Genomic DNA, 19906 nt, shown 5'->3' with positions numbered 1-19906 from the left:
GGCTGGCCACTTCAAGTCCGACAAGACCGCCTCGGGAGAGACGAATGTCGCCCCACCCCGACTCCATCGCCGTGCTCGCGTCCTTTTCCGGCAACGGCGGGGTGGAGCGCATGCTGATCAACCTGTTGATCGCCTTCGATGCCCGTGGCATAAGGGTTGATCTGCTGCTGCTGCGCGCGAACTCAGCCTATCTGCGGGACCTCCCACCCGGCATTCGCCAGCGTCGGCTCGCCGGGCGCCACAGCCAGCTTGCCATCCCGGCCCTCGCGCTTTATCTGCGGCGGGCACGCCCCGCCGCCCTGCTGGTGGCCAAGGACAGGGCCGGGCGCAGCGCGGTCATGGCGCGCGCCCTGGCCGGGGTCGACACCGCCATCCTGCTGCGCCTGGGGACCCACCTGTCGACCGCCATGGCCGCTCGCTCGGCCGCGGAGCGCTGGTTGCGCTATGGGCTCATCCGCTGGCTCTATCCGCATATCGAGGGCATTGTCGCGGTATCCGCGGGCGTTGCCGAGGATGTGAGAACCCTTGCCCGCCTGCCCGCCGAGCGCATCCATGTAGTGCGCAACCCGGTGATCACGCCCGCGCTTGCCGAGCGCGCGCAAGCGCCCTGCCCTCACCCCTGGCTGCGGCACGCGGAGCGCGAACCGGCGCAAACGCCCGTGATCCCAGTCATCCTGGGTATCGGTCGCCTGCAGCGGCAGAAGGACTTCCCGACCCTGATCCGCGCCTTTGCCCAGCTCAGACAACAGCGTCCGTGCCGGCTGATCATTCTGGGAGAAGGAGCCAAACGCCCGGAACTGGAAGGATTGATTGCCGAACTTGGCCTGAGCGAGTCGGTCGATCTTCCGGGGTTTCTCGCCAATCCCTACCCCTTTATCGCGCGCGCCAACCTGCTTGCGCTCTCCTCTGCCTGGGAGGGATCACCCAATGCGCTGACCGAGGCCCTGGCTTTGGGCACCCCAGCGGTTGCCACCGACTGCCCGAGCGGACCAGCCGAGATCCTGCGGCAGGGTCGCTTTGGCCCCTTGGTGCCAGTCGGCGATGCCCACGCACTGGCACAGGCCATGGCCGCGACCCTGGATGCGCCCCTGCCCGCCGAGACCCTGCGCGCGGCAGTCAGCGACTATCAGGCGGACATCAGCGCCGGCCGTTATCTGGAGCTCATTCAGAGGATACGAGGTCAGTCATCCTCGCGCCGATAATCCACCTCGATGTAGTCCTGCCGGGAGCTGTGCACACTCACATCGCCGGCAGCTGGCGTCACCGCGATATAACGGCGGATTAACCAGTGACGCAGGGGCGGCACCAACAGCAGAAAACCCACGGCATCGGTCACAAAGCCCGGCAGCAAGAGCGAAAACCCGCACAGCAGCAAAATGGCGCCATCAAGCACCTCGAACGCCGGCATCACGCCCTGGTCAAGCATGGTCCGCACCCGCATCAGCACCGACAGCCCTTGCTCACGCACCAGGTAGCCACCCAGCGCCGCGGTAAAGATCGACAACAAAATGGTTGGCAGCGCCCCGATGATGGACCCCACCTTGAGCAAAAAATACAGCTCGATCAGGGGCGTGCCGACGAATAACAAAAAAAACCAAAGCACAATGGAGCTCACAAAGCAGTGGATGAATGAATGATCGCCACCATCACCGAAACCGGCGCCAAGCCGGCATCGGACCAACATCAAGACAAAATCGCGGCGGCAACGCTTGATCCGCGACCATAGACCGCGGAGCCGACTAGCGCAATCCCCCAACCCGGAAAGCTTGGCTCGCCTTCACAACTGCCTTAAGCCGGCGCGCGCGCACCGCTATGGTCTAGAATGCTCGGCCAATTGTCCCGACTCAACCAGCCGCCACAGGGATTCTCGCCAATGTCATCGCCACCCTGCATCGCCTACTGCACCTGTCCCGACGCTGCATGCGCCGAGCGCATCGCCACGCTGCTAGTCAAAGAAGGTCTGGCCGCCTGCGTCTCCCTGCTGCCGGGCGCAACCTCCTTTTACCTCTGGGAAGGGGATCTGTGCCAGGATGCCGAGACCCTGCTGATGATCAAGACAACGCAGGCACGTTTGCACGCACTTGAGGCGCGTATCTTGACCGAACATCCTTACGAGGTGCCTGAGTTTATTGTCGTGCCTGTTATCGCGGGATCGGATCACTATCTGGAATGGATTGACACATGCACCAAAAGCACGTGATGCCCAACCAAAAAGCACACCACAACCAAGCCCCACGCCCTGGGCGATCCTCATCCGCGTCTGGCTGGCTTGGCCTCTGGATGCTGGTCGCGGGGCTGGTAACGAGTCTGAGTGGACCGGCATGGGCGGATTTCCTGCCAGTTCAGCAGGCCTTTCAACCCGCGGCCGAAGCTCTTGGCCCCGACGAAATAGCCGTGCGCTGGCGGATTGCCCCCGGCTATTACCTGTACCAGGGCAAGCTCCGCTTCCGCAGCGAGACACCCGGGGTGAGTTTGGGCCAGCCGCGGCTTCCGTCGGGCGAAATCCGGCAGGATCAGTTCTTCGGCGAGGTCGAGATTTATCGAAATCAGATAGAGATACGAATTCCGCTTGAGCGCGCCGACAGCGCTGCTGGGCGCCTAACACTGCTCGCGCGCTTTCAAGGCTGCGCCGATGCCGGCTTCTGCTATCCGCCCGAGGAAGTCGCGCTCGAGCTTGACCTGCCTGCCCTTGATTCAGCCGCCCAGCAGGCGCCCAATCCGGCAACCAGCCCTGCCTCTGACTCGAGGCCCGCCTCCAACCCGCTCAATGCGCTCGTTACCAGTGCTCGTCGCGGCTTCGCTGGTGAGCACGACATTCTCCCAGCCGAGGAAGCCTTTGTTTTTTCAGCCGACATCAAGTCACCCAACCGGCTGGAACTGCGCTGGATGATCGCGCCCGAGACCTTTTTATATCGTGACAAGATCACGCTGGAACTCACCCCAGAGAGCGCCGAGGCCGCGGGCGTGCGACTTGGCGAACTCGCTTTGCCCGAGGCTGAGATCAAGGCCAACACCGTGCGCCCGGACGGCAGCATCGGCGATGTCGCCATCTACCAGGGCCTTCTGAGCGCCGAGCTACCGCTGCTGCGCACTCGCGGCGAGGCGAGCGACATTCGCTTGACCGCCAGCTTCCAGGGCTGCGCCGAACGCGGCATCTGTTATCCGCCGGTGACCAAGACCATCACCCTGGCCTTGCCGCCGACCACCGAGCTGGCTGATTCGCAAGCTGTGGCGGATGCGCGAACTCTGGCCAGCGCACAACCCCCCACAGCCACCGCGCCCCAGGCGGAGATAGCGCGTGTCTCCGAGCAGGACCAGATTGCCGCGCGGCTGGCAAAAACCGGCATCTTCGGTGCCCTGGCACTCTTCTTCGGTCTCGGGCTATTGCTGGCCTTGACCCCATGCGTCTTCCCGATGATTCCCATTCTCTCGGGCATCATTGCCGGTCAGGGCAAGGGCATCACCACCCGCCAGGCCTTCATGCTGTCGCTGGCCTATGTGCTGGCCATGGCGCTCACCTACGCCATCGTCGGCCTGATTGCCGGGCTCTTTGGCGCCAACCTGCAGGCCGCATTCCAGACTCCCTGGGTGCTGACGCTCTTCGCCGGCATTTTCGTCGCCCTAGCGTTGTCGATGTTCGGCTTCTACGAGCTGCAACTGCCCAGCAGCCTGCAAACCCGGCTGACGGAACTGAGCAACAAGCAACAGGGTGGCACCCTGATCGGCGCGGCCATCATGGGTGTTCTCTCGGCTTTGATTGTTGGCCCCTGTGTCGCCCCACCGCTGATGGGCGCGCTCATTTTTATCGGCAAGACCGGTGATGCGGTGCTCGGCTTTTTTGCCCTGTTTGGACTTGGGCTCGGCATGGGCGCGCCTCTGCTACTCATTGGCACCTCTGCCGGCAAGCTACTGCCGCGCGCCGGTGGCTGGATGGATGCAGTCAAGGCCGTGTTCGGCGTGCTGCTGCTGGCCGTGGCGATCATGTTGCTCGAGCGCATCCTACCGGCGGCCATGGCAATGGCGCTCTGGGGGCTGCTGCTGATTGCCTCGGCGGTGTATCTGGGCGCGCTCGAGCCCCTGCCCGTGCAGGCCAGTGGCTGGCGCAATCTATGGAAAGGCCTGGGTATCAGCCTGCTGATCTATGGCGCCCTGATGCTGGTCGGCACCGCCGCCGGCGGGCGCGATACGCTGCAACCCCTGCGCGGGCTGATGCCGGTCGGTGGCGCGCAAAGCAGCGCCCAGGCCGAGTTCAAACGCATCAAGACGGTCGCCGATCTGGAGCGTGAACTGGCCGCCGCCGCGGCCAAGGGCCAACCCCTGATGCTCGACTTCTATGCCGACTGGTGTGTATCCTGCAAGGAGATGGAGCGTTATACCTTCCCCGAGCCCGAGGTTCAGGCCGCCATGGCGGGTTTTGTTCTGCTGCAGGCCGATGTGACCGCCAACGATGCCGAGGACAGAGCCCTGATGCAGGAGCGCTTCGGCATACCCGGCCCGCCGGCGATACTGTTTTTCGACTCCTCCGGCAGCGAGTTGCGCGGTTTCCGCCTCGTTGGCTTCGTGCCGTCGGAAGAATTTGCCGCCCATTTGCGCGCACTTAAACCATGACCCTAGGGTCCATCACGGTGATCCCATGAGTGTGATAAAAGTCCTGTTCGTCACCCTGCTGGCTGGCACACTGAGCATCAGCGTTGCCCTCTTTGGTCAGCGCTGGATGGACGACCATCCGAATTTCGCCCTGATGTCCGGAACAGAACGGCAGCGGGCGATGGTCCTCCCGGACCTGCGCCTGACGGACATTCATGGCAATGAGATCGGCAGCCACAACTGGGCTGGCAAGGTGCTGATCATGCACTTCTGGGCGAGTTGGTGTGCCCCCTGCCTGTCCCAGATCGGCTCGCTTGAGCGCCTGCAGGTCGCCCACGACACCAGCGTGCTGCAGGTGGCGAGTATCGCCATCGACACACCCAAGGACATCAGCACCTTCCTTGCCAGCCGCCCGCTCAATTACCAGATACTCTTTGGTGGCTTGCCTGAGATCGAACTGGCGGCACGTTTTGGCAACCGGACCCGGTCCCTGCCCTTTACCCTAATGTTCGATCGCACTGGCCGCGCCGTTTTCAGCCAGGCTGGCCTCATTGACGAGGACAGACTCAAGCTGGAGGTTGAAGCGCTGCTGCCGCCCCTCTTGCCTGAAGGCAGCAGCACTGGAGGCGTCCGGGCCAATCAGAAGATCGCCGATACGCGGCGATTTTTGTAAATCGGCGCACTTTGCTTTAACCTTGCCGGTATTGACCTGGACGGGCTTCTTTTCCGCCTGTTATCGGCCAATGTCCGCCATTTTGGGCAACTGGGGTCGAAGTTCGCCACCCTGATTACAAGTGTGATTAACAAGCCAAGCCCGCAACCGCGTTCAACCCAGTTCGATCAACCCCAAGGTCCGGATTCCCCGGCAAAACGAGCATGCGCAGCCTATGTCGGCCATTCTCTGCCTCAACGGTCCCAACCTGAACCTGCTCGGCCAGCGCGAGCCGGGGATCTATGGTCAGATCACCCTGGCGCGGATTGAGCAGCGCCTGCGCGCGGCGGCCGAACCAATGGGCTTGGACTTAATCTTCGCGCAGAGCAATGCCGAACATGTGCTGATCGACCAGATACATCGAGCACCGACTGACGGGGTGGTGTTCATGATTTTCAATCCGGCTGCCTTCACCCATAGCAGCATCGCGTTGCGTGATGCCATTCTTGCCGTCAATCTGCCCTTCATTGAGGTGCATTTGTCAAACGTTCACGCACGTGAGCCGTTCCGGGCACAGTCTTATTTTTCTGACATTGCCATGGGCGTGATCAGCGGGCTGGGCGCCGACGGCTATGAACTGGCGTTCATCGCCGCTCAAAACTACCTGAGATCCACCAACACTATGAATTCCGGCGGCGTCTAGCGGTTGCCTACCCAGTCAAGCCGGTCATCATGGATAATCACAACAAGCTCGGGCAGCGGATGCGATTGGCACCAAATCGCCAGCCCGGCCAGCCCTTCTGAATTAGCCCCATCGAGAGATCCAAGCCGCATGGACATCCGTAAGGTCAAAAAACTAATCGAGTTACTCGAAGAGTCGAACGTCGCCGAGATCGAGATTCACGAGGGCGAGGAATCGGTTCGCATCAACCGTTATGGCAGCGCTCCGCCGAACGTACTCATGCCGGCCAGCATGCCGTCCGCTCCAGCAGCACCTGGTCTGGGGGGGGGCGCCACCCTGGAGTCACCCGCCGTCAGTGAACCCGAGGATGGCACCCTGGTGCGTTCGCCCATGGTTGGCACCTTCTACCGCTCACCCTCACCAGGCACCAAGCCCTTTGTCGAGGACGGCTCCGAGGTTAAGCTTGGCGATACTCTGTGTATCATCGAGGCGATGAAGATCCTCAACCAGATCGAGGCGGACGTCGCCGGTCGCGTCAAGCGCATCCTGGTCGAAAACGGCCAGCCCGTGGAATACAACCAGCCGCTTTTTGTCATCGCATGATCGAGAAGGTCCTTATCGCCAACCGCGGTGAAATCGCGCTGCGTATTCAGCGCGCCTGCCGCGAGCTTGGCATTAAAACCGTGGCGGTGCATTCCGATGCCGACCGCGATCTCAAACACGTCCTGCTCGCCGATGAATCGGTCTGCATCGGCCCGGCGCCCTCGCGCGACAGCTACCTCCACATTCCGTCGATTATCAGCGCCGCCGAGGTGACCGATACAGTCGCCATTCATCCCGGCTATGGCTTTCTATCCGAGAACGCTGACTTTGCCGAACGCGTCGAGCGCAGCGGTTTTGTCTTTATTGGCCCCAAACCCGACACCATTCGTTTGATGGGCGATAAGGTCTCGGCGATTCGTGCGATGCAAGCAGCCGGGGTTCCCTGCGTACCCGGGTCCGACGGCCCGCTGAGCGAGGATCCCAACCGACTGCTGGAACTGGCGCGCGACATCGGCTACCCGGTTATCATCAAGGCCGCCGGCGGCGGCGGTGGACGCGGCATGCGCGTGGTGCATTCGGATGCCGCCCTGCTCAATGCCGTCTCCCTGACCAAGGCCGAGGCCGGCGCGGCTTTTGGCAACGACGTGGTTTATATGGAGAAGTACCTGGAAAATCCGCGCCACGTCGAGTTCCAGGTGCTGGCCGACAACCACGGCCATGCCATCCATTTGGGCGAACGCGACTGCTCAATGCAGCGCCGCCACCAGAAGGTGGTCGAAGAAGCCCCGGCACCGGGCATCACCGCCGAGCAGCGCCAGCGCATTGGCGAACGTTGCGCCGAGGCATGTGTTCGCATTGGCTATCGCGGTCTAGGCACCTTCGAGTTCTTGTACCAAGACGGCGAGTTCTATTTCATCGAGATGAACACCCGGGTGCAGGTCGAACACCCGGTCACCGAGATGGTCACCGGCATCGATATTGTGAAAGCGCAAATTCTGGTCGCCTCCGGCGAGCCTTTGCAATTTCAACAAAGCGATATCGAAATGCGCGGCCATGCCATTGAGTGCCGCATCAATGCCGAGCACCCGGAGACCTTCATGCCAAGCCCCGGGCGCATCGAGGACTTTCACGCCCCCGGTGGGCCAGGCATTCGCATGGATACCCACATCTACTCGGGCTACGTGGTGCCACCCTACTATGATTCCATGATCGGCAAACTGGTCGCCCATGGCGAGAATCGCGACTGTGCCATCGCGCGCATGAACAACGCCCTGCGCGAGACAGTCATCGAAGGTATACAGACCAACATCCCGCTGCATCGCCAGATCATGAAAGACGCCGCCTTCCAGGCAGGCGGCGCCAATATTCATTATCTGGAGAAAAAGCTCGGGCTGTAACGCTAATCGCCATCACGACTCGTCATGGCCTGGCTGCAACTGGCATTGATCGGCGCGCGCGAACAGGTGCCGCTGATTGAAGCCGCACTAGAGAGCGCCGGCGCCCTGGCCATCACCCTGGATGACCCGGAAGACCCGGGGCAAACAACACCATCGACCAATCTGGAGTTGCTCGAGCCCGCGCCTGGCGCCACCCCGCTGTGGGCGCTGGTGCGGATCACCGCGCTGTTCGAGGATGCGCCAGCCGCGCGTCTGCGAGCCGAGCAAACCGCCGACCAACTGCACGCCGCCCTGGCTGCGCCTCCCAGACTCGAGCCGCTCGCCGATCAGGTCTGGGAACGCGCCTGGCTCGCCCATTGGCAGCCACGACGCTTTGGCCGGCGACTTTGGGTTTGTCCCCATGGCCAAGCCCCGAGCGAACCCGAATGCCCTTCCGATCACGCTCTTGAGCAGGTGATCGTGGCGCTGGATCCGGGTCTCGCCTTCGGCACCGGCTCGCATCCCACCACCGCACTCTGCCTCGAATGGCTTGACAGCATCGACCTTGTTGGCAAGACGTTGCTCGACTACGGCTGCGGCTCCGGTATCCTAGCCATTGCCGCGCTCAAGCTCGGTGCCGCACGCGCCATCGCCATCGACCATGACCCGCAGGCACTGACTGCGACCACCGCCAATGCCGCGGCAAACGGCGTCGCCGCGCGACTCAGCTGCCTAGCACCTGATGCGCTCCCGCTTTTCAGCGCGGATGTGCTGATCGCCAACATTCTCGCCGGCGTTCTGGTCGAACTCGCTCCCATACTGACCCGCCTTTGCGCCACCAATGCACAGATCGCGCTTTCGGGTATCCTCGAGCCCCAAGTTCCGAGCGTCGCCGCCGCCTATGGTGGGCGCGTCGCCTTGCATGCGCCGGCCATTCGTGACCAATGGGCGCTGATCAGCGGTGATTGCATCCAGATACGCTAGCTCAGAAAAGCACGCCAAGAGATCATCATCTCCAAGGGACAGTATGCTGGAATCCACCGTATCGGCAAACACCGGCAACCGAGCAGCATCGCCATTACGGATTGGCTCTCTGGAACTCCCCTCGCGCGTGCTGCTTGCCCCCATGGCGGGCATCACCGACCGACCCTTCCGCCGTCTGTGTCGGGACTTCGGTGCCGGGCTTGCATTCTCGGAAATGCTCAGTGCCAACCCCGAACTGCGCCACACCCGCACCAGCGCGGAGCGACTGGATCATCGGGGAGAACCACGCCCATTCGCGGTGCAGATTGCCGGCGCCGATCCCGCGGCCATGGCGGATTTCGCGCGCTATGCCGTCGATCAGGGCGCGGACCTGATCGACATCAACCTGGGCTGCCCTGCAAAAACTGTCTGTCGTCAGGCGGCCGGCTCGGCACTGTTGCGCGACGAGCCACTGGTCGCGCGCATTCTCACCCAGGTTGTCCGCGCGGTCAGGGTTCCGGTCAGTGTCAAGACGCGAACCGGCTGGTCACCCCAAGAGCGTAATCTTGCAAGGATTGCACGCATCGCCGAAGACTCGGGAATCCTCATGTTAAGCGTGCATGGTCGCACCCGGAAATGTGACTTTCGTGGCCAGGCGGAACATTCAAGCCTGGCGGGCCTACGCGAACACACAAGCATGGTGCTCGTCGCCAATGGCGATATTGATACCCCAGAGAGCGCACATGCCGTGCTTGAACAGACGGGGGCAGATGCTGTTATGATTGGCCGCGCTGCCCTGGGGAATCCATGGATTTTCGATCGCATCAGGCGGTTTCTGACCTCCGGCGAACGGGTCGAGCCTCCCGGCCTGGACCAGATTCGGGATGTTCTGCTTTCCCACCTTGAGGCACTGCATGCGTTTTATGGCATGGGACGCGGTCCTCGCGTCGCCCGCAAGCACATCGTCTGGTACTGCCAGAACCTGCCCCGCTTTGCAGAGGTCCGCAAGGCCCTCCTGACAGCAACATCGGCAGCGGGGCAGCGCCACTTGCTCCAAAGCTACTTGACCAATCTGGTGACAGGGGAGATTGACGCATGAGGATCAACACGGCATCGATGACCGAGCCAGATGCCTGCCAGGATCAGCCCTGTCGTTCCATGAACCCGTCGGGGCCGGACAACGGCCCACCCTTGCACGACTGCGTGCGCACAGCCTTGCAATTTTATCTCGCGCGCATGGGCGATCATCAAATCGATAACCTGTATCGGTTCGTTCTCGACGAGGTCGAACGGCCGCTGCTCGAGACAGTCCTGCATCATGCCAGCGGCAATCAGACGCTTGCCGCGCGAATGCTTGGTGTCAGCCGGGGGACGCTGCGTAAGAAAATCTCTCAGTTTGGACTTTTGTCGGCCAACGATCCGAGGAACCCCTAGCATTTGACCCCTAGGGCACATAGATAGAACAAGAACCTAAGGAAACCTGATCGGCAGCGCTAGAATCCAGAGCGTCTCACCAGTGTGTTCTGGCAGCCATCTATCATCAACTTAACCACTGCCATTGAAATCCACCCATGCAAGCTGTTCGACGTGCCCTCATCAGTGTCTCCGACAAAACCGGCCTCCCCGATCTGGCCTCCGCGCTGGCCCGCCATCAGGTCGAGATCCTATCGACTGGCGGCACAGCCGCACTGCTGCGCGAACAGGGTCTCAGTGTCACCGAGGTAGCCGACCACACCGGGTTTCCGGAGATGATGAATGGCAGGGTCAAAACGCTCCATCCTATAATCCATGGCGGCATTCTTGGACGCCGTGGCCAGGATGAGGCTGTAATGAAGCAGCATGGCATCGCGCCGATCGACCTGGTGGTGGTCAACCTCTACCCGTTCGATCAACAAACCGCCGATCCCAAGTGCTCGTTAGCCGATGCCATCGAGCAGATCGACATCGGCGGTCCCACACTGGTGCGCGCCGCGGCCAAAAATCATGCCGCGGTCGCGGTGCTGGTCGAGCCCAAGGACTACGCGCCTTTGATTGCCGAGCTTGACGCGCATCAGGGCTGCATCGGCGAACAGCTGCGATTCGACCTCGCGGTGCGCGCCTTCGAGCACACCGCCCGCTATGATGCGGCCATCGCCAATGAGCTTGGGCGTCGCCTTGAGCGTGGCACGGTATCAGACCCAGAAGTCACCGCGGACGCCACCTCGAATGAGAGCACGCCAACCAAACCAAACCCCGCTGACGCCAGCTTTCCGCGCACCCTGACCTGGCAGCTTCGTCGCCAGCAGAGCTTGCGCTATGGCGAGAACCCCCACCAACAGGGGGCTTTCTATGTCGAGCCCAATACGCCGGATGGCAGCATAGCCAGCGCCAGTCAGCACCAAGGCAAGGAGCTGTCGTATAACAACATCGCTGATACCGACGCCGCGCTCGAATGCGTCAAGCAATTTACCGATGCGCCCACCTGCGTGATTGTCAAGCACGCCAATCCTTGCGGCGTGGCCGAAGGACGCAGCCTGCTCGAAGCCTATGAGCGCGCCTTTAGCACCGATCCGGAATCCGCCTTTGGCGGCATCATCGCCTTTAACCGGGAATTGGACGCGACCACAGTCAGCGCCGTGGTCGAGCGTCAGTTCGTCGAGGTGATGATCGCTCCCAGGATCAGCCATGAGGCACTGGAAGCCGCCAAGGCCAAAAAGAACCTGCGTCTGCTCAGCTGCGGCGACTGGTCAGTCGCCGGCGGTGTCAACACGCTCGACTTCAAACGCGTGACCGGCGGACTACTGATTCAAAGCGCTGATCGACTCATCGCGGCCGAACTGCGCCAGGTCAGCGCCCGCTCCCCGAGTCAGGCGGAAATGGCGGATTTGCTGTTCTCTTGGCGAGTGGCGAAGTTTGTCAAATCCAACGCCATCGTTTACGCGCGCGAACGCATGACCATCGGCGTCGGTGCCGGCCAAATGAGTCGGGTCAATTCAGCGCGCATCGCGGCCATCAAGGCGGATCAAGCGGGGCTTGCCGTCAAGGGTGCCGTCATGGCATCGGACGCCTTCTTTCCCTTCCGCGACGGGCTCGATCAGGCGGCGGAGGTTGGCATCACGGCGGTGATCCAACCGGGCGGCTCGGTGCGTGATCAGGAGGTCATCGCCGCCGCCGACGAGCATGGCATCGCAATGATTTTTACCGGCACCCGGCATTTTCGCCATTGATGGCGCGCCGGCCGCTAAACCACCCCAGTCGCGACTGAGGTTCCATCTTTCCCTGCCTATCTCCAGCTTGCCTCAAAGCCTTCGTCCGCCATGCGCATTCACCCCACCGCCATTGTCGCGCCCGACGCGGACCTGCATCCCAGCGTCACCATTGGCCCTTTCTGCATCATTGAAGCAGGCGTCAGGCTCGGCGAGGGGTGCGTGCTCGACAGCCATGTCCGCATCGAGGGCGGTACCCAAATCGGCCCCGGTAATCGCATCTGTCATGGCGCCACCCTAGGCACGGAGCCGCAGGATCTCGGCTTCCGCCCGGAGCATTCAAAACCGCTGGTCATAGGCGCGAATAATCACTTCAAGGAAGGCGTCAATATTAGCCGCGGTGTCAAAACCGACGCTGGTACCCGTATTGGCGACCACAATTACCTGATGGCCTTCTCGCACATCGGGCATGACTGCCAGGTGGGCAGCCATAACATTTTTGCCAATACCGCGACCCTGGGCGGCCATGTCACCCTAGGCAATCATATTTTTCTCGCCGGGCACGTGGCGGTGCATCAGTTCTGTCGCATTGGCGATCTGTGCATGATTGGCGGCGTGACCGGCGTGGCCCAAGACATTCCACCCTTCGCGCTGGCCAATGGGCAGCGCGCGCGCATTCTTGGGCTGAATACCGTCGGCCTGCGCCGCGCCGGTTTCGACCCTGGGGCGCGCAGTCGTATCAAGGCGGTCTATCGGCTGCTGTTCCGCTCCGGACTGCGCTTGAGTGCCGCCATGGAACAGGCCGCGGCCGACTTTCCAGGCCCGGAAACCGAGCGTATCCTGGTTTTTATTCGCGCTGGCGACTCAGGGCGCGGCATCGCCGCCTTCGGCCGCGAGCACGGCAAGCTGGGATGATGACCCAAGAAGGTCCATCGCTGCTAAACAACAGACTTAAGAACACCAGAGACTCTCGGGACTTCACGGACTGATCGGCTCAGTTGTAAACTCACCTTTGGCCAATTTCCACCAAACCATGAATCTGCTCATCATCGGCGGCGGCGGGCGCGAACATGCCCTCGCCTGGAAAGTCCGGCAATCGCCCCTAGCCGATCAGGTCTGGGTCGCGCCCGGCAATGGCGGCACGGCATGCGAGCCCGGTATCGAGAATGTCGACATCGACGCCAACAACATCGAACGCCTGGTTGCATTCGCGCGCGACAACGCGGTTGAACTCACCATCGTCGGCCCAGAAGCACCCCTGGTCGCCGGCCTGGTCGATGCCTTCACGGCGGCGGGACTGCGATGTTTCGGCCCCTCGGCAGCGGCTGCGCGACTGGAAGGGTCAAAGCAGTTCGCCAAGGACTTTCTTGCTAGCCATGGTATCCCGACAGCGGACTACCTGAGCTTTAGCGATCAGGCCGAGGCGCTGGCTTACCTGGATACGCGCGCCCCTTTCGCCAAGCCCGTGGTGATCAAGGCTGATGGTCTCGCCGCCGGCAAAGGGGTGGTGATTGCCGAGAGTCTGGACAGTGCGCGCGCGGCCGTGCAGGCCATGCTCAGCGGTGGTCAGTTCGGCGCGGCCGGTCAACGGGTAGTGATCGAAGACTTTCTCACCGGCGAGGAAGCGAGCTTTATTGCACTGGTCGATGGTGAAACCATTGTGCCATTGGCCAGCTCGCAGGATCATAAGGCGCGCGACGAGGGCGACCAAGGCCCCAATACTGGCGGCATGGGTGCCTATTCCCCCGCCCCAGTGGTCAAGCCCGATCTGCACGAACGCATCATGACCGAGGTAATGCGCCCGACGGTGCGCGGGCTCGCGGCCGAGAGCTTGCCATACCGGGGTTTTTTATATGCCGGACTGATGATCGGCGAGGATGGGCTGCCACGCGTCCTGGAGTTCAACTGCCGCCTCGGTGACCCCGAGGCCCAACCGCTACTGATGCGTCTGCGAAGCGACTTGGTGCCCCTGTGTCTGGACGCCTGCGACGGGCGCCTGCGCGATGGCCCGCTGGCCTGGGATCCACGCGTTGCCCTTGGCGTTGTCATGGCGGCGGCTGGTTACCCAGAGAATCCTCGTACAGGTGATGAAATTCTTGGACTGAAGGACGGGGATCAGTCCGACTGCAAGGTCTTTCACGCCGGAACCCGAATTGAAAACGGCAAGACCCTGACCAGCGGCGGGCGCGTTCTCTGCGTGACCGCACTGGGAAGCGATGTCGCGAGCGCGCAAAGGACTGCCTATCAAGGTGTCGGGCGGCTTTCGTTTGAAGGCGGGTTCTACCGGCGCGATATCGGCCACCGCGCGCTTGAGCGATAAAGCGGACTCACGATACGCAGCAACACCATGCAGACATGGCATCAAACAAGCTCAGTCCCCCACCAGGCGCAGATAGAGCGATCTTGGCTCCAGAAAACTGAACTCATAGCGCCCGAAGGCCAGCAGCCAGCCGTCATGAAGCTCCCTGAACTGCTCGCCCAGCGGCTCGCCATTGAGCCGGGTGCCGTTCTTGGAGCCACAGTCCCGGACATAATATCCCTGCTCGCGAATTTCGATCAGCGCGTGTTTTTTTGAAATCGCGAGATCTGGAATGACCAGATCGTTCCCGCTGATGCGCCCAATGGCAAAGATGTTCTGGACGCGAACGGCGTCTGGTGCCTTGACCAGAGGATAGACGGCATGCTTGAGCGCATCCGATAAGGATTCCTCGCCGGACGGCAGGCTCAGCTGAAACGCCAGGGTGGCATTCGGATCGGCAGACGCCTTTCCCCGATGCCCCTCCACCAAGCCGGGCCGCACCGACGAGCCCGCCAGCACCGGACGTTTGACAAAACGGCTAAAATCCGTGATCTCGCAAGACTTTGCAAAACGCACCAAGGACGCCAGATTGACACGACCAGAGGGTGTCAGCAGAGCTTCAATGACTCCAGCCAAAACGCATCTCCCGTGAGAAAAATCATCGGCAATGACAGAATAACGGTGTTATGGGCGCAGCGCCGTGACCGACCGCAGTCACAGGCACCCTTACGCCAACCCTCCCTTTTGTTGAGGTTCGGCGCTTGCCTCGGAGCGGTCAATCAGTTGAAGATACCACCATCAGACGGGTTAAGCTCTGGTTGGCTTTCGCGCCAGGCAGAAAACCGCTCAACTCAGGTTTAACAGGTCAACCTATGTCCAGAAGTAGCTGGTATCTTGAGGGCTATGTCGGTGCATCCAAGCGTCTGAGACGCGTGCATCTGTATCAGTTTCCCTACCAAGTTGGACGCCATCAGGAGTGCGAGCTGACACTCGACAGCACTGAGGTCTCCCGCCGCCACGCAGAACTCGACATGGTCGATGGGCAACTGGTGCTGCGCGACCTCGGTTCAACCAATGGCTCCTTCATTAACCACCAGCGTATCGACAAAGAACAGGCGCTGTTCGCGGGTGATGTGGTGCACTTCGCCGATCAGGAATATCGCCTGATCGAGCAGCAGCCTGATGACGAACACCTGTTCGACCGCACCAATGTCCGCGTTGGCTCGCTGCCAGAGAATCTGCCGCGTGGCGCGCGCGAATTCCAAATGCTGCTGCTCAAGGGATCGGTGAGCGCGGCCTTTCAGCCCATTGTCGACATGGATGGCAAGACTTTCGCGCACGAGATGCTGGGACGCGGCGCCATGGAAGACCTCCCAAACGCACCCTGGCCGCTGTTTCAGCTTGCCGAGAGCCTGGAAATGGAGGTTCACCTAAGCGAGCTTTTCCGTCAGAAAGGCCTGGAGATCGCCTACAACCTGCACCCGCATGGGCGCTATTTTTTCAATATTCACCCGCGCGAACTCAACGACCCGGAACGCCTGCTGCGCTGCGTAGAGCGTATTCGCACCAATTTCCCCCAGCTGCAACTTGTCTTTGAGATGCACGAGGCGGCAGTCACCAACCCAGCACTGATCCGCCGCATTCGCGATGATCTCCAGGCAATGAAGGTCGGCCTTGCCTACGATGACTTCGGCGCTGGCCAGGCACGGCTGCTCGAATTGACCGAAGTCCCTCCCGACTTTGTCAAGTTCGACATCGCCTTGGTGCGCGACATCGACAGCGCACCCGAGGCCAAGCGGCAAATGCTGGAGATGTTCCAGACTTTCCTGGTCGACATGGGCATCGCCACTCTTGCCGAGGGCGTGGAAACAGCCGCGGAATTCCACGTACTGCGTGACCTGGGTGTGCAGTATTATCAAGGCTATTACTTTGGCAAGCCCAGCCCGCACATCAGTATCGATACATAATCCGCGCGATCTCCGTGAGTTAGCGCTCACCGCTTGCTTCTCGGCCTCTCCTCCTGACGACCCCCAGCTCAAGCAACCGGATGGCTGATGGAGATTCCGGGCTATACCATCCTGCGCGAGCTTGGCCGCGGTGGCATGGCCATCGTTTACCTCGCGCGCCAAGATCGGCTCGGGCGCCAGGTAGCGCTCAAGGTCATGGAGCCAGTGCCAGGCGCCGGCGATGACTTTAGCGCGCGTTTTATCAAGGAAGGGCGTATCATCGCCCACCTTCAGCATCCGCGGATCGTCACCATCTACGATCTCGACAGCGTCGGCGATCTGCACTATTTCTCGATGGAGTTTCTGCCCAATGGCACCCTGGCGGACAAGATCAATGCCGGGCTGTCGCAAGCAGCCGCCATCGACATCCTTCGTCGCGTTGCTCAGGCCTTGTCGATTGCTCACGATAACGGCGTTATCCATCGCGACATCAAACCGCAAAATATTCTGTTCCGCGCCGACGGCACACCGGTTTTAACCGACTTCGGCATCGCCCGCGCCGCCAGCACCGGCGTCGATGCCACCGCCCTGACCAACGTCGGCATGATCGTCGGCAGCCCGCGCTACATGAGCCCCGAGCAGAGCATGAGCCGGCCCATCGACGCCCGCTCCGATCTCTACAGCCTGGGCTGCGTGTTCTACGAGATGCTGACCCGCGAGCAGCCCTACCAGGCTGGCGATGTCATCAGTCTCGCCATGCTGCATTGCTCGGCGCCGCTGCCGGAGTTGCCGCTCGGTCTGGCGCGCTTTCAGCCGATCATCGACCGTCTGCTGGCCAAGGCGCCAGAGGAACGCTTCGGCAGCACCCAGGCTTTGTTGCAAGCGCTGGAACAACTCGAACAGGGCATTGACCTCACCCAAGCGCGAGAGGATGAGGATGCGACAGCGCTCGCCACCCAGGTCCTGCAACGCGCACCGACGCCAACGCCTGACGCGACCCAGACCGGGTCAACCCCTCTCCCCCGACCATCGCCACCCGAGCCTGACACCACATCGGGCACGACAAAACGCCCACGCCTGGGCATCATTGTCATACCCTTGGTTCTGCTCGCCTTGGCCGCGGCTGTCTATTTTGGCCTGACGGCCAGAGACAGCTCCGATCCCTTGCACAAAATCACGCGCGAACTGCCACCGCCGGCAGCGGATCGCTCCCCAACCATCGAACGCTACGAACACCTCGCGCTTGAACATTTGCGCGCTGGTGAATTCGACCGCAGCAAGGAACTCATTGAACTCGCACTGGCCTCGCAGCCCGAGGATCCCCGACTCGATGCCATCGAAAGGCTCATCGAGGATCACCGCGCCGCCGGTGAGTCGCTTGAACAGGCACGCAGGCTGCTGGAACAAAACAAAACCGCCGACAGCCTGTCCGCCATCGAGCAGGGGCTAACGCGCGTGCCCGAGCAAAGCGCGCTCCTGGCCTTGCGCGCCGAGGTCCTGGAGGCGCGGCGGCAGGCCAGGCAAGCCACGGCCAAGGCGCGACACCAGGAGGCCCGCGAGGCGCTCGAGGCCGGACAGGCCGCCGAGGCGCTGCGGCTAGTGCGTGAAGGCCTGGATGCCGTGGCCGATGATCCTGAACTCAAAACACTCCAGACCAAAATCCAGGCCACGCTGGAAACTGATCGCAATGTGCGAGAAATTCTCAGCAGCGCCACCGACCTGATCGCCGAGGGCCTGTTACAAGACAGCCTGGCCCTGATCGACAAAGGCCTTGAGCTGGGCCCCAAGGATCAAGCACTCACCGACCTGCGCGCCACCGTGGAGCGGCAAATTCAGCGCCAGCAAGAACGCCAGGCGGACAAGCTACGACAGCAGGCGGAAGACGAACTGCGACAAGGCGCCCTGGAACAAGCACTCGCCACTATCGAGCGCGCGCTCATCCTGCAACCGGAAGAGGCATCCATCAAGAACACGCGGGCAAGCATCCTGGACGTTCAGGAACGCAGGCAGATCCAAGACCTGCTGAACCGAGCCAATCAGGCTCTGGAAGCTGGAAAAACCCAAGATGCGCAAAGACTGGTGGATTCCGTCTTGGACATGCGCCCGGATGACGAAGCAGGCATCGGGCTGCGCGATCGCATTCAAACACGCATCAGGGAAAACGATCTGATCAAGCAAACCGAGACCGACGTTCAAGCCTTGCGCAAGCAAGGGCGGCGCGACGCGGCTCTCGCGCGGGTCGATGCAGTGCTTGAAAAGCTTCCAGACAATCCAACACTTCTGACGGCGCGACAAGGACTCAAGGACGAACAAGACAGGATCAACCGAGCAGCCGCGCGGGCGCTGAAGGCCCAGGCTGAAGAACGCCTTGCCGCCGGTGACATCCAGCAAGCTCAGGTCTTGATCGAACGGGGCCGCCAGCTCGACGCCAATAATGCAGAACTCATCGAACTCACCGAGCGCATCACCTCACGACAAGCCGCGGCGAAAAAACAACAGCAAGCCATCACCGAATGCCTGCGCCTGAATCCGACTCGGGCCAACCCAGCGGTCAAACTGAACGCCATGACAGCCACCTTTGACTGTCTGCTGAGTATTCCCAAAATTGCTGAAGAGCCAACCCAATTAAACCAGCCACTTGGACAAGTACGCGCCGATCTGGACGCCTGGATGGCAGAGCAACCGTCTGCCGAACTGGCGATGAAGGCTTTCAATCTTCTAGAGCGGCTTGACTCCGTGTACACCAATGATCCCAATCTGCGCCAACTGCGCTCCCGTCTGGCCGCCCGGGCGGGTCTGCTGCCAGAGATGGTGGACATCGACGGCGGCTGTTTTTTGATCGGCTCACCGGAAACAGAGACCCCAAGAGAAGCCGACGAAACCCAAGGTGAAGTCTGCGTGGATGACTTTTCACTGGCCAAGGCAGAAACCCGCCAGCGCGATTTTGCCCGCTTTGTTGAAGCGACCGATTACCAGAGCGACGCCGAACGCGGTCTTGGTGGCGCCGATGGCTGCCTGTCCTTGGACCGACAGGCTGATGATGGTCAGTCCTGGGGCTATCACCCATGGGCCAACTGGCGTAGCCCCAACAAATACCAAAAAGCCGAGCCAGAGCATCCGGTCAGTTGCGTCAGCGCCAATGATGCCAGCGCCTATCTCAGATGGCTATCGGACATGACCGCTGTGTCCTATCGGCTGCCGACCGAAGCGGAATGGGAGTATGCCGCACGCGCGGCAACACAGACGCCAACCTTTTGGGGAACAACAGACGCGACGAGTTGCAAGCATGCCAACGTCGCGGATAGCGGGCATGCCTGGACCAACAGCTTTGAATGCGATGATGGCCACGAGTGGGTCGCGCCAGTGGAGACTTTCGCGCCCAATCCCTGGGGGCTCCACGACATGCTCGGCAATCTATCGGAATGGACCTGCTCGGAATACCGCGACCTTTATGACGGCACTCAGGCACAGTGCGCGCCTACCGACAGCCGTGCGCCGCTGGTTCTGCGCGGCGGCGGCTGGAACGCAAGCCCCATCAACCTGCGTTCCGCCTACCGTAACCGCAACTACCCGGAGTCACGCTTCAGCTTCGTCGGATTTCGAATCGCGCGCGACGGAAAAACCTCCGCCAATGACGCCCCCACACCCGCAATTGCCACCGCCGATTGATCGC

The 19906-nt window shown here is 61.6% G+C and carries 17 protein-coding genes; 15 read left to right on the top strand and 2 right to left on the bottom strand.

All coding sequences use genetic code 11. The features are described 5' to 3' along the window. Positions 1-44 precede the first annotated feature (44 nt). Positions 45-1202 (top strand): glycosyltransferase, encoded by a 1158-nt coding sequence (locus tag Thiowin_RS07970; protein ID WP_328987210.1) that lies wholly within the window; start codon positions 45-47, stop codon positions 1200-1202. Here the strand turns inward: Thiowin_RS07970 and Thiowin_RS07965 are convergent. Further along, positions 1181-1603, bottom strand: coding sequence for an FxsA family protein (locus Thiowin_RS07965; RefSeq protein ID WP_328987209.1), 423 nt, complete (start codon positions 1601-1603; stop codon positions 1181-1183). The two genes, Thiowin_RS07970 and Thiowin_RS07965, sit on opposite strands and share 22 nt — an antisense overlap. Positions 1604-1873: 270 nt before the next feature. Here Thiowin_RS07965 and cutA point away from each other — a divergent pair, with 270 nt between their 5' ends. The 12 genes from cutA (at position 1874) to purD (ending at position 14308) form a co-directional block, all read left to right on the top strand. After that, the gene (gene cutA, locus Thiowin_RS07960; protein WP_328987208.1) at positions 1874-2200 is read left to right on the top strand and encodes a divalent-cation tolerance protein CutA; all 327 of its coding nucleotides are present in this window, start codon (positions 1874-1876) and stop codon (positions 2198-2200) included. Further along, entirely contained in the window at positions 2182-4608 is a 2427-nt protein-coding gene (gene dsbD / locus Thiowin_RS07955) for a protein-disulfide reductase DsbD (RefSeq protein WP_328987207.1), read from the top strand. The genes cutA and dsbD overlap by 19 nt, the downstream gene beginning before the upstream one ends. A gap of 25 nt (positions 4609-4633) precedes the next feature. After that, entirely contained in the window at positions 4634-5260 is a 627-nt protein-coding gene (locus Thiowin_RS07950; RefSeq protein WP_328987206.1) for a TlpA family protein disulfide reductase, read from the top strand. A gap of 214 nt (positions 5261-5474) precedes the next feature. Then, positions 5475-5942, top strand: coding sequence for a type II 3-dehydroquinate dehydratase (gene aroQ / locus Thiowin_RS07945; protein ID WP_328987205.1), 468 nt, complete (start codon positions 5475-5477; stop codon positions 5940-5942). 129 nt (positions 5943-6071) lie between these two features. Then, positions 6072-6524, top strand: a complete 453-nt coding sequence (gene accB / locus Thiowin_RS07940; protein ID WP_328987204.1) for an acetyl-CoA carboxylase biotin carboxyl carrier protein — start codon at positions 6072-6074, stop codon at positions 6522-6524. Then, on the top strand, positions 6521-7861 hold the full coding sequence (gene accC, locus Thiowin_RS07935; protein ID WP_328987203.1) for an acetyl-CoA carboxylase biotin carboxylase subunit: 1341 nt from the start codon (positions 6521-6523) through the stop codon (positions 7859-7861). The genes accB and accC overlap by 4 nt, the downstream gene beginning before the upstream one ends. Positions 7862-7885: 24 nt before the next feature. After that, positions 7886-8824 (top strand): 50S ribosomal protein L11 methyltransferase, encoded by a 939-nt coding sequence (gene prmA / locus Thiowin_RS07930; protein WP_328987202.1) that lies wholly within the window; start codon positions 7886-7888, stop codon positions 8822-8824. Positions 8825-8867: 43 nt separating this feature from the next. After that, a complete protein-coding gene (gene dusB, locus Thiowin_RS07925) occupies positions 8868-9902 on the top strand; it encodes a tRNA dihydrouridine synthase DusB (RefSeq protein WP_328987201.1) in 1035 nt (344 codons plus the stop codon). Further along, positions 9899-10237, top strand: a complete 339-nt coding sequence (locus Thiowin_RS07920; RefSeq protein WP_328987200.1) for a helix-turn-helix domain-containing protein — start codon at positions 9899-9901, stop codon at positions 10235-10237. The genes dusB and Thiowin_RS07920 overlap by 4 nt, the downstream gene beginning before the upstream one ends. A gap of 137 nt (positions 10238-10374) precedes the next feature. Further along, positions 10375-12009 (top strand): bifunctional phosphoribosylaminoimidazolecarboxamide formyltransferase/IMP cyclohydrolase, encoded by a 1635-nt coding sequence (gene purH / locus Thiowin_RS07915; protein WP_328987199.1) that lies wholly within the window; start codon positions 10375-10377, stop codon positions 12007-12009. Positions 12010-12099: 90 nt separating this feature from the next. Further along, positions 12100-12903, top strand: a complete 804-nt coding sequence (lpxA, locus tag Thiowin_RS07910; protein ID WP_328987198.1) for an acyl-ACP--UDP-N-acetylglucosamine O-acyltransferase — start codon at positions 12100-12102, stop codon at positions 12901-12903. Between the two features lie 118 nt (positions 12904-13021). Next, the gene (purD, locus tag Thiowin_RS07905) at positions 13022-14308 is read left to right on the top strand and encodes a phosphoribosylamine--glycine ligase (RefSeq protein ID WP_328987197.1); all 1287 of its coding nucleotides are present in this window, start codon (positions 13022-13024) and stop codon (positions 14306-14308) included. Positions 14309-14359: 51 nt separating this feature from the next. Here the strand turns inward: purD and Thiowin_RS07900 are convergent, their stop codons facing one another. Next, positions 14360-14923 carry an FHA domain-containing protein gene (locus Thiowin_RS07900; RefSeq protein ID WP_328987196.1) on the bottom strand — a complete coding sequence of 188 codons (564 nt, stop codon included), beginning with the start codon at positions 14921-14923 and terminating at the stop codon, positions 14360-14362. A gap of 236 nt (positions 14924-15159) precedes the next feature. Here Thiowin_RS07900 and Thiowin_RS07895 point away from each other — a divergent pair, with 236 nt between their 5' ends. Continuing rightward, entirely contained in the window at positions 15160-16254 is a 1095-nt protein-coding gene (locus Thiowin_RS07895; RefSeq protein ID WP_328987195.1) for an EAL domain-containing protein, read from the top strand. A gap of 87 nt (positions 16255-16341) precedes the next feature. Then, a complete protein-coding gene (locus Thiowin_RS07890) occupies positions 16342-19902 on the top strand; it encodes an SUMF1/EgtB/PvdO family nonheme iron enzyme (protein WP_328987194.1) in 3561 nt (1186 codons plus the stop codon). Positions 19903-19906: the final 4 nt, after the last annotated feature.

Origin of the sequence: Thiorhodovibrio winogradskyi (assembly GCF_036208045.1) — a bacterium.
In the GTDB taxonomy this organism is placed as follows: domain Bacteria; phylum Pseudomonadota; class Gammaproteobacteria; order Chromatiales; family Chromatiaceae; genus Thiorhodovibrio; species Thiorhodovibrio winogradskyi.
Note: the sequence above shows the minus strand (reverse complement) of the source record. Positions and strands in the feature narration are given on the sequence as shown.

What these genes read in the sequence shown, in the direction of transcription:
- dsbD (WP_328987207.1), top strand. Translation starts at nt 2,182, where the DNA reads ATGCACCAAAAGCACGTGATGCCCAACCAAAAAGCACACCACAACCAA.
- cutA (WP_328987208.1), top strand. Translation starts at nt 1,874, where the DNA reads ATGTCATCGCCACCCTGCATCGCCTACTGCACCTGTCCCGACGCTGCA.
- lpxA (WP_328987198.1), top strand. Translation starts at nt 12,100, where the DNA reads ATGCGCATTCACCCCACCGCCATTGTCGCGCCCGACGCGGACCTGCAT.
- accC (WP_328987203.1), top strand. Translation starts at nt 6,521, where the DNA reads ATGATCGAGAAGGTCCTTATCGCCAACCGCGGTGAAATCGCGCTGCGT.
- purD (WP_328987197.1), top strand. Translation starts at nt 13,022, where the DNA reads ATGAATCTGCTCATCATCGGCGGCGGCGGGCGCGAACATGCCCTCGCC.
- dusB (WP_328987201.1), top strand. Translation starts at nt 8,868, where the DNA reads ATGCTGGAATCCACCGTATCGGCAAACACCGGCAACCGAGCAGCATCG.
- Thiowin_RS07950 (WP_328987206.1), top strand. Translation starts at nt 4,634, where the DNA reads ATGAGTGTGATAAAAGTCCTGTTCGTCACCCTGCTGGCTGGCACACTG.
- Thiowin_RS07895 (WP_328987195.1), top strand. Translation starts at nt 15,160, where the DNA reads ATGTCCAGAAGTAGCTGGTATCTTGAGGGCTATGTCGGTGCATCCAAG.
- accB (WP_328987204.1), top strand. Translation starts at nt 6,072, where the DNA reads ATGGACATCCGTAAGGTCAAAAAACTAATCGAGTTACTCGAAGAGTCG.
- aroQ (WP_328987205.1), top strand. Translation starts at nt 5,475, where the DNA reads ATGTCGGCCATTCTCTGCCTCAACGGTCCCAACCTGAACCTGCTCGGC.
- purH (WP_328987199.1), top strand. Translation starts at nt 10,375, where the DNA reads ATGCAAGCTGTTCGACGTGCCCTCATCAGTGTCTCCGACAAAACCGGC.
- Thiowin_RS07890 (WP_328987194.1), top strand. Translation starts at nt 16,342, where the DNA reads ATGGAGATTCCGGGCTATACCATCCTGCGCGAGCTTGGCCGCGGTGGC.
- Thiowin_RS07970 (WP_328987210.1), top strand. Translation starts at nt 45, where the DNA reads ATGTCGCCCCACCCCGACTCCATCGCCGTGCTCGCGTCCTTTTCCGGC.
- prmA (WP_328987202.1), top strand. Translation starts at nt 7,886, where the DNA reads ATGGCCTGGCTGCAACTGGCATTGATCGGCGCGCGCGAACAGGTGCCG.
- Thiowin_RS07920 (WP_328987200.1), top strand. Translation starts at nt 9,899, where the DNA reads ATGAGGATCAACACGGCATCGATGACCGAGCCAGATGCCTGCCAGGAT.